This is a genomic window from Phenylobacterium sp. (assembly GCF_044371015.1).
Classification (GTDB): domain Bacteria; phylum Pseudomonadota; class Alphaproteobacteria; order Caulobacterales; family Caulobacteraceae; genus Phenylobacterium.
In genome coordinates, this window is sequence record NZ_JBILUK010000086.1 from 1 (window position 1) to 12152 (window position 12152).

The 12152-nt window shown below is 65.5% G+C and carries 12 protein-coding genes, 1 pseudogene and 1 riboswitch; of the genes and pseudogenes, 9 read left to right on the forward strand and 4 right to left on the reverse strand.

Features of this window, described 5'->3' with window-relative positions:
- Window positions 1-199 (reverse strand): annotated as a pseudogene (locus ACIQ3R_RS09100) (arginyltransferase); the annotation flags it as partial.
- Between the two features lie 74 nt (window positions 200-273).
- The gene (locus tag ACIQ3R_RS09105; RefSeq protein WP_397417573.1) at window positions 274-1179 is read right to left on the reverse strand and encodes a flagellar motor protein MotB; all 906 of its coding nucleotides are present in this window, start codon (window positions 1177-1179) and stop codon (window positions 274-276) included.
- A 78-nt stretch (window positions 1180-1257) separates the two neighbouring features.
- Here ACIQ3R_RS09105 and ACIQ3R_RS09110 point away from each other — a divergent pair, with 78 nt between their 5' ends.
- From ACIQ3R_RS09110 to ACIQ3R_RS09125, 4 genes are read left to right on the forward strand one after another with little or no spacing between them, the layout of a single operon-like run.
- On the forward strand, window positions 1258-1767 hold the full coding sequence (locus ACIQ3R_RS09110) for a GNAT family N-acetyltransferase (RefSeq protein WP_397417575.1): 510 nt from the start codon (window positions 1258-1260) through the stop codon (window positions 1765-1767).
- Window positions 1764-2639, forward strand: coding sequence for an alpha/beta fold hydrolase (locus ACIQ3R_RS09115; protein WP_397417596.1), 876 nt, complete (start codon window positions 1764-1766; stop codon window positions 2637-2639). The genes ACIQ3R_RS09110 and ACIQ3R_RS09115 overlap by 4 nt, the downstream gene beginning before the upstream one ends.
- On the forward strand, window positions 2636-3733 hold the full coding sequence (locus ACIQ3R_RS09120) for a M14 family metallopeptidase (protein ID WP_397417577.1): 1098 nt from the start codon (window positions 2636-2638) through the stop codon (window positions 3731-3733). The genes ACIQ3R_RS09115 and ACIQ3R_RS09120 overlap by 4 nt, the downstream gene beginning before the upstream one ends.
- Window positions 3730-4611 (forward strand): SMP-30/gluconolactonase/LRE family protein, encoded by an 882-nt coding sequence (locus tag ACIQ3R_RS09125; RefSeq protein WP_397417580.1) that lies wholly within the window; start codon window positions 3730-3732, stop codon window positions 4609-4611. Before ACIQ3R_RS09120 ends, ACIQ3R_RS09125 begins: the two co-directional genes overlap by 4 nt.
- Here the strand turns inward: ACIQ3R_RS09125 and hemB are convergent.
- Both hemB and ACIQ3R_RS09135 read right to left on the reverse strand, forming a co-directional pair.
- Window positions 4608-5624 carry a porphobilinogen synthase gene (gene hemB, locus ACIQ3R_RS09130; protein ID WP_397417582.1) on the reverse strand — a complete coding sequence of 339 codons (1017 nt, stop codon included), beginning with the start codon at window positions 5622-5624 and terminating at the stop codon, window positions 4608-4610. The genes ACIQ3R_RS09125 and hemB overlap by 4 nt on opposite strands.
- 181 nt (window positions 5625-5805) lie before the next feature.
- Window positions 5806-6417 (reverse strand): hypothetical protein, encoded by a 612-nt coding sequence (locus ACIQ3R_RS09135; protein ID WP_397417584.1) that lies wholly within the window; start codon window positions 6415-6417, stop codon window positions 5806-5808.
- A gap of 82 nt (window positions 6418-6499) precedes the next feature.
- Between ACIQ3R_RS09135 and ACIQ3R_RS09140 the strand changes: the two genes are divergently transcribed.
- The 5 genes from ACIQ3R_RS09140 to glyA all read left to right on the forward strand — a co-directional run.
- Window positions 6500-7639, forward strand: a complete 1140-nt coding sequence (locus ACIQ3R_RS09140) for an acyl-CoA dehydrogenase family protein (RefSeq protein WP_397417586.1) — start codon at window positions 6500-6502, stop codon at window positions 7637-7639.
- Window positions 7640-7670: 31 nt separating this feature from the next.
- A complete protein-coding gene (locus tag ACIQ3R_RS09145; protein WP_397417588.1) occupies window positions 7671-8732 on the forward strand; it encodes an enoyl-CoA hydratase/isomerase family protein in 1062 nt (353 codons plus the stop codon).
- Window positions 8729-9622 (forward strand): 3-hydroxyisobutyrate dehydrogenase, encoded by an 894-nt coding sequence (gene mmsB, locus ACIQ3R_RS09150; RefSeq protein WP_397417590.1) that lies wholly within the window; start codon window positions 8729-8731, stop codon window positions 9620-9622. Before ACIQ3R_RS09145 ends, mmsB begins: the two co-directional genes overlap by 4 nt.
- 128 nt (window positions 9623-9750) lie before the next feature.
- The gene (hemA, locus tag ACIQ3R_RS09155) at window positions 9751-10980 is read left to right on the forward strand and encodes a 5-aminolevulinate synthase (protein ID WP_397417592.1); all 1230 of its coding nucleotides are present in this window, start codon (window positions 9751-9753) and stop codon (window positions 10978-10980) included.
- 48 nt (window positions 10981-11028) lie between these two features.
- Window positions 11029-11111: riboswitch (ZMP/ZTP riboswitch) on the forward strand.
- A 26-nt stretch (window positions 11112-11137) separates the two neighbouring features.
- Window positions 11138-12152: serine hydroxymethyltransferase (gene glyA / locus ACIQ3R_RS09160; RefSeq protein WP_397417594.1), on the forward strand; the 1015-nt coding region annotated here is incomplete at its 3' end.

Below are 12152 nucleotides of genomic sequence, written 5' to 3' on the forward strand. Positions count from 1 at the left end.
ATGCCTCGCAGGCCGGGCGATAGGCGATGTTCTGAGAGCGACGGAAGCCGACCGCGGTGAGACTGTCGTTCACCCCAGGGCCGTCGCTAAGTGGAAGATGGGCGAACACCTTCCGTTCGTGCCGTTCCGGCAGGTAGGGGCACGGCGACGGCGCGGTAAGGAAGAACCGGAGCTGTCGGGTCGGGAAGTGTTGCATCACTGGGCCGTCGCCGCCGAGTCCTGAGAGTCTGTCGACCGATTAGGCGTCATGCGGGCGCATGGCGCAAGTATAGGCTAGAAGCTGGACTCCGGCGGAAGCACAGGCGCCTCTCGAAGCAGCACGATGGCGATGCGCCGGTTGCCGGGCAGCATGGGATCATCCGGATAGAGCGGTTCTGAGGCCGCCTTGCCGGACACCTGATAGACTCGATCCGCATCGACCGAAGCTGACTGCAGTATGCGGCGGGAGGCGTCGGCCCGGGCCGCCGACAGCGACCAGTCAGTCTCGGGCTTCAAACCTGCGCCGCTTGCGGATGTGTGGCCGTAAATGCTGATGCGGTTCGGCAGTTGGTTAACCACCTTGGCGACCGCCCGGAGCAGGACGCGCGCACGATCGTTGGGCTGGATGGCGCCGCGCTCGAACATCGAGCGGCCCTCTTGGTCCACCAGCTGGATGCGCAGGCCCTCTGGCGTCTCGTCAATGATGATGTTCTTCGAAAGCTCAGCGAGCTCGGGCATCGTTTGGAGCGCCTGCCGGAGCGACTGGGCGGCGGAGGCGAAGGCGGCGGCCTCCTGGCGGCGCAGTGCTTCCTTCATGGCCTCGGCGGCGATCTCTTCCGGGCTCTGAGGCTTGCTGCCCTCACGGCTGTCGCCCTGGTTTGGATTGCGGGAATCGGGCGCCAGTTCCTGGATCACATCAGCGGAGCCGGCCGATTTGGCTCCTTCACTGCCCAGCGCCGTGCCGCCTAGGATTCCGCCGGAGCCGGAGGTGGATTCGGACACGCTGGCGGGGGCGAAGTAGTCGGCGATACCGCGCTTCTGTTCAGGACTGGTGGTGTTGATCAGCCACATGAGCAGGAAGAACGCCATCATGGCGGTCACGAAGTCGGCATAAGCGACTTTCCACGCGCCACCGTGGTGGCCGCCGTGGCCACCTTTCTTGATTTTCTTGATGACGATCGGCCGTTCGCCCGACGCCATGGTTCAGCCGCCTTAACCTTGATTCCGAAGCAAGGTGGGGGCGGCGCGTTAAGATGGGGTTGCGGGGAGGCGCGGTACATGAGGGTGATCTTGGAGACGGCCCGACTTCGGCTGCGCGAGGCGACGATGGCGGATGCATCCTTCATCCTCGCTCAGCTCAATTCACCCGGTTTCAAGGCCTACATCGGTGACCGGGGCGTGCGCGATGACGCGGGCGCGCTGGGCTACATCAAGGACCGGTTGGTCGCCAGTTACCTTGCCAACGGATACGGACTGTGGGTGGCGGAGTGCAAGACGGACGGCTTAGCCGTCGGGATCGCGGGGCTGGTGCGACGAGAGGGGCTTGATTGTCCAGACGTGGGCTACGCATTCCTTGAGGCGGCCTGGGGGCAGGGCTACGCGACGGAGGCGGCGGCGGGCGTTTTGGCGCATGCGCGTGAAGAACTGGGCATCGATCGACTGGCGGCCATCACGGCGCCCGACAATCACGCCTCGATGGCGGTGTTGCGGAAAATCGGCTTCAACTACCAGGGCCTCATCCGACTTCCCGGATCCGACCTTCAGAGCACGCACTTTACTTGGCCATGACCATCATCACGCATTTCATCGACGCCAACGGCTTTCGCTTCGCCGTAGACGAGGCCGGATCAGGCGAGCACCTGGCGCTCTGCCTACACGGATTTCCGGAGAGCCGGTTTTCCTGGCGCTTCCAGCTGCCGGAGCTGGCGATGATGGGTTATCGCGCCTGGGCCCCTGACCTGAGGGGGTATGGCGAGACCGAGCCCAAGCCGGCGGGCGTGGCTGACTATCTGATCGATCGGCTGATGGAGGATGTCGGCGCGCTGATCGACGCCAGCGGCGCCGAGACCGTTACCTTGATCGGGCATGACTGGGGTGCGGGCCTCGCCTGGGCGTTCGCGACCAACCGGGTGCGGCCGCTTGAGCGACTTGTGATCATGAACGTGCCCCATCCGGCAGTGATGATGGAGAGCATGCGCAAGGGGAACTGGGCCCAGCTTCGCCGCTCCTGGTACATGTTCTTTTTCCAGATGCCCGGAATTCCCGAGCGCATGATGACGGCGAGTGACGCTCGGGCCATCAGACGGGCGTTCCACGGCATGGCGGTGGACAAGACCAACTTCGGCCCCGAAGTGCTGGACCGTTACGCCCTCGACGCTCAGCGGCCTGGCGCCATGCGCGGGATGATCAACTGGTACCGTGCAGCGATGCGGCTGGGCGGTAAAATGCGCGGACCGTGGCCGGTGATCGAGACTCCGACCCTGATTATCTGGGGTGAGGAGGATGCGGCGCTGGGCGTAGAGCTGCTTGACGGCACCGACGACTATGTTCGGGACCTGACGATCCGGCGGCTGCCGGGCGTGTCGCACTGGGTGCAGCAGGAGGCGCCGCAAAAGGTGAACCCGATCCTTTACGAGTGGCTGCCTGGAGCCGGAGCATGACCCTATCGCCTTTCTCCGCGACCTATGCAGAGGCGCGCGCCAAGTTCCTGGAAGCCGCGACGGTGGCGCGGGCGGAGCTTCAGGCCTGGGCGCATCCGGAGCGCGGTCCGGACGGCGGGGAGCTTTCGACCGATGTGGCCTGGATCGGGCCGGTGGATGCGCCAGCGGCGTTGGTTCTGGTGTCGGGCACCCACGGTGTCGAGGGGCACTGCGGGTCAGGCGCGCAGGTGGACTGGCTACGGCGACAGGAATGGGCGCGATTGCCCGAGGGCGTGGCGGCCCTGTTGATCCACGCGATCAATCCTTTTGGCTTCGCCTGGAGCCGGCGGGTGACGCACGAGAATGTGGACCTCAACCGCAACTTCGTGGACTTCGCGGCGCCGCTTCCGGAGAACCGCGCCTACACGGCGCTGGCTGACGCCGTGACGCCGGCCAGCTGGTCGCGGGAGGCCCAGGCCGAGGCGCGCGGGCGACTGTTGGCCTACGCGCGGGAGAACGGGTTTCCGGCCCTGGTGCAGGCGATGTCGGGCGGTCAGTACAGCCACCCGGACGGCATCTTTTATGGCGGCGCCGGACCGACATGGTCGCGGCGGACCCTGGAGGCGATCCTGACGGGGCGGCTGGCGGGGGCGAAGTCGGTCTGCTTTCTCGACTTCCACACCGGCCTCGGTCCGGAGGGTTATGCCGAACAGATCATCACCAGAGGGCCAGGCGCGCCGGAGTATCGACGGGCGCGCGACTGGTTTGGGGCTGCGGTGGCGAGCGTCGATGCGGGGGAGTCTGTCTCAGCGAAGATTGCGGGCGACTGGCTGGATGCCGCGCCCCGCCTGCTGCCGCACGCCGAGGTGACCGGGGTGGCGCTGGAGTACGGCACGGTGGAGACCAACCAGGTGTTGAATGCGCTCCGAGCCGACAATTGGCTGCACGCGCGGAGCGACCCGACCGGGCCGGAGGCCGCGGCGATCCAGGCCGAAATGCGCGCGGCATTCTACGTGGACACCGACATGTGGCGGGGCATGGTGCTGGGGCAGTCGCTGATCGCCACGCGGCAGGCGGTGGCGGGACTGTCGGCGAGCCTTGGAGGGGATCGATGAGCCGCAAGGTTAGCGTGCTGGCCGGAGGGCTGCACTTCGGCGAGGGGCCGCGCTGGCGGGATGGGCGGCTGTGGCTCAGCGACTTCTATGACCACGCCGTGAAGTCGGTCTCCGAGACTGGGAATCTCCGGACCGAGTTCACGCTCGACGATCAGCCCTCGGGGCTTGGCTGGCTTCCGAACGGCGACATGCTGATTGTCTCAATGACCAAGCGTCAGGTGCTGCGGCGGAGGGCGGACGGGTCGATCTCGGTGCACGCCGATCTGTCGAAAATCGCGACCTATCACTGCAACGACATGGTCGTGGATGCAGTGGGCGGAGCCTATGTTGGCAATTTCGGCTTCAACCTCGATGCGGCCATCGCCGAGCGCGGGATGCCCGCCGTGCTGGCCGACCACCCAACTGCGAAGCTGATCTACATCTCTCCGGCCGGCGCTGTGCGGATTGTGGCGGAGGACATGCACTTCCCTAACGGTCCGGTGATCACGCCAGATGGGCGCACTCTGATCGTGGGCGAGAGCCTGGGCGCGGCGCTGACGGCGTTCGACATCGGGCCAGATGGGAGCCTTTCCAACCGTCGGGTCTGGGCCGTGACGGCGCCGCGCGTGCCGGACGGGATCTGCCTCGACTCCGAGGGCGCCATCTGGATCGCCAACCCGATCGGGCCGGAGTGTGTTCGGTATGGGCAGGGCGGCGAGGTGCTGGAGGTGATCGAGACCGACGGCCAGCCTTGTTTCGCCTGCATGCTGGGCGGAGCGGACGGGCGGACGCTGTTCATGCTGACCGCCGACAGCGCCGACCACGATGCGGCGGCGGCGACCCGGACGGGGCGGATTCTGATCGCGCGAGTGGACAGTCCCGCGGCGGGGCGGCCCTAGGCGCCGAGGATTCGCGCGGCCCTCGGGGCGAAGTAGCTGATGACGCCGGCGGCGCCGGCGCGCTTGAAGCCGCCGAGGCTTTCGAGGATGGCGCGCTCCTCGTCGATCCAGCCGTTTCCGGCGGCGGCCATGATCATCGCGTACTCACCAGAGACCTGGAAGGCGAATGTGGGCATGGCGAAGGCGTCGACCACCTGCCGGACGATGTCGAGATAGGGCATGCCCGGCTTGACCATGACCATGTCGGCGCCCTCCGCGATGTCGAGAGCCACCTCACGGAGGGCCTCGGCATGGTTGGCGGAGTCCATCTGGTAGGTCTTCTTGTCGCCGGGGTTTTCGACTGAGCCGGCGCCCAGTTTTCCCGAGCCGATGGCCTCGCGGTAGGGACCATAGAAGGCCGAGGCGTACTTGGCGGCGTAGGACATGATCATCACGTCGGTGAGGCCCTCGGCCTCCAGCGTCGTGCGGATGGCGCCGACGCGGCCGTCCATCATGTCAGAGGGTGCGAGGATGTCGCAGCCGGCGCGGGCCTGCATCAGCGCCTGGGCGACCAGCACCTCGACAGTGGCGTCGTTGACGATGCGGCCCTGCTCCAGCAGGCCGTCATGGCCATGGTCCGTGAAGGGATCGAGCGCCACGTCGCACATGATCCCGACCTCGGGGGCGGCGTCCTTCATCGCCTTCACCGCGCGGGCGACCACGCCGTTCGGATCCAGCGCCAGCTTGCCTGACGCATCCTTCTTGGCGCCGTCGATGTGCGGGAAGACGGCGATGGCCGGAATGCCGAGCGCGCGGGCCTCCTTCGCGGCCGCCGCACAGTCCGCCACCGAGAGGCGCGAGACGCCGGGCATGGATGGCACCGGGAGCTGACCCTCGCCCTCATGCACCACCATCGACCAGATCAGATCAGCCGGCGTCAGCAGGCTTTCGCGCACCAGGCGGCGGGTCCAGTCAGCCTGGCGCAGGCGGCGGAGGCGGGTTGCGGGATAGGGGGCGAGCGGCGGGATGGTCATGGGCGGGGTTTGAACTGGCGGTGCGATACAGGCAAGCCCGCGCGCCCGCCTAGCGAGCGGCGAGCTTTAAGCTCGAGCATCGGTCGGAAGATGTCGAGGGAATCTTGAGGCGCTTCCCCGATGAGATATGCGATGCGCGTCTCTGATCGACGGCCCGGCGACGCCCCAGATTCACCAACGCCTATCGAATCCACGATCTGTCCATTCCACGGATCGCTTTGAAGGCGCCTAGGCTCACAATTGTGAAGAACAGCCCGAGCATCACATAGTTCAGAAGCTGGCGAACAGCCGAGAACAACACGATATGGCGCGAACCGACCATCATAGTTTCGTATGCCGGTTCGCTGAACAAGGGACTGATTAAGCTGATCTCTTTCAGGGTGCTGCTGTAGTGACCGTATCCACTTTCCAATGCATCGAACGTTCCTTCAACGGTCACATATTCACGAGACAGGCGTTTCATTTCCGGACGCTGGACCGACAGCGGTGGCTCTATCCACACGCCATTCTGCTGCAGCCCTGCGGTTGTTGCGTCTTTGTCGATGTAAAGGGCCGCGTGTTCAAACTCGATAACGATGTATCCCGACGTCAAAACGCGTCGCCCATGGAAGCTCTGCGGTTGTGACAACAGGGCGAAGAGAGACGCTGATTGCCGCGTCGCGTCGGACGGTGTTGACCACTCAATCTGTGATCGCGGTTCGTTGAAGGGATTCAAGAGAAACACCTTCTCGACGGCGAACATCACCGCCGCCGTGACCAGTAGCGCGAAGAACGAGATGGTCAGCCACTTCATGTTCTAGACGCCAGCACGGCCGCGAAGTCGGCGCAAGAAGCCGCGCATTGACACCTCGTCCCCCACAGGCGACCTCCCAGCAATGGATTTTGAGCTTTCCGAGGACCAGCGGGCAATCCGGGACGCCGCGCGGGCGTTCGCCGCCGCCGAACTCGCGCCGCACGCCGCGCGCTGGGACGAGGAGAAGCACTTTCCGGTCGACGTGTTGCGGCAGGCGGCTGGGTTGGGGTTCGCCGGGCTCTATGTGCGCGAGGACGTTGGCGGGTCGGGGCTGACGCGGCTCGACGCTTCGCTGGTGTTCGAAGCCCTGAGCGAGGGCTGCGTCACGACCGCCGCGTTCCTGTCGATCCACAACATGGCGGCCTGGATGATCGATCGGTTCGGATCAGAGGATCTGCGCAGCCGGTATCTGCCGCGCCTGACCACCATGGAGATGATCGCCTCCTATTGCCTGACCGAGCCGGGGGCGGGATCGGATGCGGCGTCGCTCAGGACGACCGCGCGGCGGGACGGCGACAGTTACGTGCTCGACGGATCCAAGGCATTCATCTCCGGGGCGGGGACCTCGGACCTCTATGTGGTGATGGCGCGGACGGGCGGAGAGGGCGCGGGCGGGGTCTCGACCTTCTTGGTGGAGGCGGGAGCGCCGGGTCTGTCATTCGGGGCGCAGGAGCGGAAGATGGGCTGGAACGCTCAGCCGACCGCCCAGGTGCACTTCGACGGGGTGCGTGTACCGGCGGCCAACAGGATCGGAGAAGAGGGGGAGGGATTCCGCATCGCCATGGCGGGATTGGACGGCGGGCGGATCAACATCGCCTCCTGTTCTATTGGCGGAGCGACGCTGGCGCTGGAGACGGCGCAGGCGCACCTGGCGACCCGCCGTCAGTTCGGCCGAGCGTTGGGAGAGTTTCAGGGCCTGCAGTGGCGGCTGGCCGACATGGCGACTGAATTGGATGCGGCCCGGCTTATGGTGCGCCGCGCGGCGCATGCGCTGGACGCCGGGAGTCCTAGGGCCACGCAGTACTGCGCGATGGCCAAAAGGTTCGCCACTGACGCCGGCTTCGAGATCGCCAATCAGGCGCTGCAGTTGCACGGTGGCTACGGCTACCTGCGCGACTATCCGCTGGAGAGGATCGTGCGCGACCTCCGTGTCCACCAGATCCTGGAGGGCACCAACGAGATCATGCGGGTGATCATCGCACGGGAACTGTCGCGGGGATGACCATGATCGTCTGTCCACATAGGAGCCGCGCATGAGTGAACACGAAGTCCTGACCCGCATCGAAGGCGGCGTGGGGCGGATCACATTGAACCGCCCGGGGGCGATTCATGCGCTGACGACGGGTATGTGCCGGGGCATGACCGAAGCGCTGCTGGCTTGGCGCGAGAATCCGGCGGTCAAGCTGGTGATGTTTGATCATACGGGTGAGCGCGGCTTCTGCGCCGGGGGCGACATCCGGATGCTCGCTGAGAGCGGGGCGGCTGACGGTCGGCTGGCGCGAGAGTTCTTTTTCATCGAGTACCGGCTGAACGATCTCCTGTTCGGCTATCCCAAGCCGACGCTGGCATTCATGGACGGGATCGTCATGGGCGGCGGCGTGGGGCTTTCGCTACCTTGCCGGTTGCGGGTGGCGACACCGCGGACGACCTTCGCAATGCCGGAAACGGGGATCGGCCTTTTCCCGGACGTGGGTGGTGGCTGGCACCTGTCGCGCCTGCCTGATCAGACAGGGTTGTGGCTGGCGTTGACCGGCGCGCGGATAAAGGCGGCCGATTGCCTGGCGCTGGGTCTGGCCAGCCACGTGGTGGCGACGGAGTCAGTCGGCGATCTCAAGACGGCGATCCTTGCGGCGCCCGACCGCGCTGAGGCCGCTCTGGCGAAGGCGAGTATTGATCCGGGTTCGGCCCCTATCGCAGCGCATCGTGCGACGATTGGGCGGCTGTTTGCGGCCAAGAGCATCGAAGCGATCCTTGCGGGTCTCGAGGCCGAGGGGTCGGACTGGGCGCGTGACCAGTTGGCGACCCTGGCGACCAAGTCGCCGCAGACACTCAAGGTGTCGTTGCGGCAGCTAAGGCTCGGCAGGGCCTGTGCGACCTTCACTGAGAACATGGCGATGGAGTACCGGATCGGCGCGCGCGTCGTGCAGAGGCACGACTTCCTGGAAGGCGTGAGGGCGGTGATCATCGACAAGGACAATGCGCCGCGCTGGAATCCCTCGGCGGTGAGCGACGTGGATGAGGCGCTACTGGACACGATCTTCGCGCCGCTGCCGACAGATGACGAATGGACCCCCATACCGGAGACTTTGGCATGACGCGCGTCGCGTTCATCGGCCTGGGCAATATGGGCTCGGGCATGGCCGCCATTCAAGTGAAGGCCGGTCACACTGTACGCGCCTTTGATCTTTCGGAGGCGGCGTTGGCGAAGGCGGCGGCTGCGGGTTGCGTGAGCGCGGCCTCGGCCGTGGAGGCGGTGGCGGACGCTGAGGTGGTTTTCACGATGCTCCCGGCGGGCCAACACGTGCGTGAAGTCTATGCGGAGACAGTGCTGGCGAACGCGCCGGCGGGCGCGCTGTTGATCGACTGTTCCACCATCGATGTGGAAAGCGCCCGATTTGTGGCTCTTCAGGCTCGGTCCAAGGGCTTCCGGTTCGCCGATGCGCCGGTGTCGGGCGGGACTGCGGCGGCGGAGGCGGGGACCCTGGCGTTCATGCTCGGCTGCGATGAGGCGGACTTCACGGCGTTCGAGGCTGCGATCGCGCCGATGAGCCGGACCACGCTGCGTGCGGGAGACCACGGCGCCGGTCAGGCGGCCAAGATTTGCAACAATATGGTGCTGGGCATCTCGATGATCGGGGTGTGTGAGGCCTTCGCGCTTGCCGAAAAGCTGGGACTGGAGGCGGACCGCTTTTTCGAGATCTCGTCCAAATCGTCGGGCCAGTGCTGGAGCCTCACCAGCTACTGCCCCTGGCCAGGGCCGGTGCCGGCGGCCCCCTCGAATCGGAACTACGAGGGCGGTTTTGCGACCTCTATGATGCTGAAAGACCTGAAGCTGGCGCAGGAGGCCGCTGCGCGGGCCGGCGCAGCGGCGCCATTGGGGGCGACGGCCGAGGGACTCTATGCGCTGTTCGATCGCCTGGGTGGCGGGGACCGGGACTTCTCGGCCATTCTGGAGATGATGCGGGGCCGGATCGACGCGGCTTGATCGAGGTCAAGGCCGCCTTCGCGGGCGCGCGACTTTGTGGACAAGGTGAAATCAGGGCGCCAAAAGGCGTTCGTATCTCAGGGACCGGAAGGACGCGCTCGTCGAACGCGCCGCCGGAGTGAAAGCCGATGGACTACAGCGCCGCGTTCAAGACCGCCCTCGAGCGGGTTCGGTCGGAAGGCCGGTATCGGGTGTTCGCCGACTTGAAGCGGCATCGGGGCCAGTTTCCGAATGCAACCTGGACGAAACCCGATGGCTCGACCGCTAAGGTCACAGTCTGGTGCTCGAACGACTATCTTGGCCAGGGGCAGAACCCGGTGGTGTTGGACGCCATGCATCGGGCCCTTGAGGAAGCCGGCGCCGGCTCGGGCGGCACGCGCAATATCTCGGGCACAACCCACTACCACGTGGAATTGGAGCAGGAACTCGCCGACCTGCACCAGAAGGAATCCGCGCTGCTGTTCACGTCGGGCTATGTCTCGAACGAGGCGTCCCTCTCGACGCTATACAAGATCCTGCCGGGTCTGCTGATCTTCTCTGACGAGTTGAACCACAACTCGATGATCTCCGGCATCCGCGCCGGAAAGCGAGAGCAGCGGATCGTGTTCCGCCACAATGACCTAGCCCACCTAGAAGAGCTGCTGGCGGCCGCCGATCCCGACGCCCCCAAACTGATCGCCTTCGAGAGCGTCTATTCCATGGACGGCGACATCGCCGACATGCGCGGCACCGTCGCTCTGGCCAAGAAGTACGGCGCCATGACCTATCTCGATGAGGTTCATGCTGTGGGTATGTACGGTCCGCGTGGCGCGGGCGTGGCCGAGCGTGACGGCGTGATGGCCGAGATCGACATCGTGGAAGGGACGCTGGGTAAGGCGTTCGGCGTCATGGGCGGCTACATCGCAGCCGACGCTGTGATCTGCGATGCGATCCGCAGCTATGCCGATGGATTCATTTTCACGACCTCGTTGCCGCCGGCTCTGGCGGCGGGCGCGGTCGCCTCGATCCGTTACCTGAAGGAACACAACGAGGTGCGGCTGGCGCATCAGGAGCGGGCCGCGTCACTTAAGGCCAAGTTCCGCAAGGCCGGTTTGCCGGTGATGCCTTCGGTCAGCCACATCGTGCCGCTGCTGGTGGGCGATCCGGTCCACTGCAAGATGATCTCTGACATCCTGCTTGAGGATCACGGGGTCTATGTGCAGCCGATCAACTATCCCACCGTGCCGCGCGGCACCGAGCGCCTGCGCTTCACGCCTTCGCCTGCGCATACCGACGAAATGATGGACGAACTGGCGACCACGCTGGAGACACTGTGGGTTCGCTGCAACGTCCAGCGCATGGGCGGCTACGCGGCCTGATCATCTTCACCGCCGCTTGACCCGCACCTGCTCCGCGCCTAATGCGCGGCTGTCCCGTGTGACTGGCGATGAAGGTGGGTGACCACCGGGGAGCGCGGGACGTTATCGAGCCGCTCGCCTGGGCCTTTCCGACCGCTGTTGCCAGAGGAGCCCGCCGATGACCGTGCATGTGCAGACCCCCGATACACTCGCGAACTTTTTCGGTTCGAGCGTGAATGAGTCCGACCCGGCGGTGGCCGCGGTGCTGGCCGGGGAACTCAAGCGCCAGCAGGATCAGATCGAGCTGATCGCCTCTGAAAACATCGTCTCGCGCGCAGTGCTGGAGGCGCAAGGTTCGGTACTGACCAACAAGTACGCCGAGGGCTATCCGGGCAAGCGTTACTACGGCGGCTGCGAAGTGGTCGATGAGGTGGAGCGGCTGGCGATCGAGCGGGCTAAGGCGCTATTCGGTTGCGAATACGCCAATGTGCAGCCGCACTCTGGCAGCCAGGCCAACCAGGCGGTGTTCATGGTGACGATGACACCGGGCGACACCTTCATGGGCATGAATCTTGACCATGGCGGTCACCTGACCCACGGCAAGAGCGTGAACCAGTCCGGCAAGTGGTTCTCGCCTGTGGCCTATGGCGTGCGCGCCCAGGATCACCTGATCGACTATGACGAGGCCGCCGAGGTGGCGCGCGCGAACCAGCCTAAGGTGATCATCGCCGGCGGTTCGGCCTATTCACGGCAAATCGACTTCGCCCGCTTCCGTGCCATCGCCGATGAGGTCGGCGCGGTGCTGATGTGCGACGTCGCTCATTACGCCGGGTTGATCGTGGCGGGCGAGTATCCCAATCCGTTCCCGCATGCCGACATCGTCACAACTACCACGCACAAGACGCTGCGCGGCCCGCGCGGCGGGCTGATCCTGACCAACTCTAAGAAGCTGGCGAAGAAGATTGATTCGGCAGTGTTTCCCGGTCTACAGGGCGGGCCGCTGATGCACGTGATCGCCGGTAAGGCGGTGGCGTTTGGCGAGGCCTTGAAGCCTGAGTTCAAGACCTACGCAAGGCAGGTGGTGGAGAACGCCCGAGCCCTGGCCGACGGCCTGCAGCGCGCCGGCTTCAAGATCGTTTCCAATGGAACGGACAGCCACCTGATGCTGGTGGACCTGACGCCCAAAGGCGTCA

Excerpts from the sequence above, each read along its gene's own strand:
- ACIQ3R_RS09105 (WP_397417573.1), bottom strand. The coding sequence starts at position 1,179 with ATGGCGTCGGGCGAACGGCCGATCGTCATCAAGAAAATCAAGAAAGGT.
- ACIQ3R_RS09110 (WP_397417575.1), top strand. The coding sequence starts at position 1,258 with ATGAGGGTGATCTTGGAGACGGCCCGACTTCGGCTGCGCGAGGCGACG.
- ACIQ3R_RS09115 (WP_397417596.1), top strand. The coding sequence starts at position 1,764 with ATGACCATCATCACGCATTTCATCGACGCCAACGGCTTTCGCTTCGCC.
- ACIQ3R_RS09120 (WP_397417577.1), top strand. The coding sequence starts at position 2,636 with ATGACCCTATCGCCTTTCTCCGCGACCTATGCAGAGGCGCGCGCCAAG.
- ACIQ3R_RS09125 (WP_397417580.1), top strand. The coding sequence starts at position 3,730 with ATGAGCCGCAAGGTTAGCGTGCTGGCCGGAGGGCTGCACTTCGGCGAG.
- hemB (WP_397417582.1), bottom strand. The coding sequence starts at position 5,624 with ATGACCATCCCGCCGCTCGCCCCCTATCCCGCAACCCGCCTCCGCCGC.
- ACIQ3R_RS09135 (WP_397417584.1), bottom strand. The coding sequence starts at position 6,417 with ATGAAGTGGCTGACCATCTCGTTCTTCGCGCTACTGGTCACGGCGGCG.
- ACIQ3R_RS09140 (WP_397417586.1), top strand. The coding sequence starts at position 6,500 with ATGGATTTTGAGCTTTCCGAGGACCAGCGGGCAATCCGGGACGCCGCG.
- ACIQ3R_RS09145 (WP_397417588.1), top strand. The coding sequence starts at position 7,671 with ATGAGTGAACACGAAGTCCTGACCCGCATCGAAGGCGGCGTGGGGCGG.
- mmsB (WP_397417590.1), top strand. The coding sequence starts at position 8,729 with ATGACGCGCGTCGCGTTCATCGGCCTGGGCAATATGGGCTCGGGCATG.
- hemA (WP_397417592.1), top strand. The coding sequence starts at position 9,751 with ATGGACTACAGCGCCGCGTTCAAGACCGCCCTCGAGCGGGTTCGGTCG.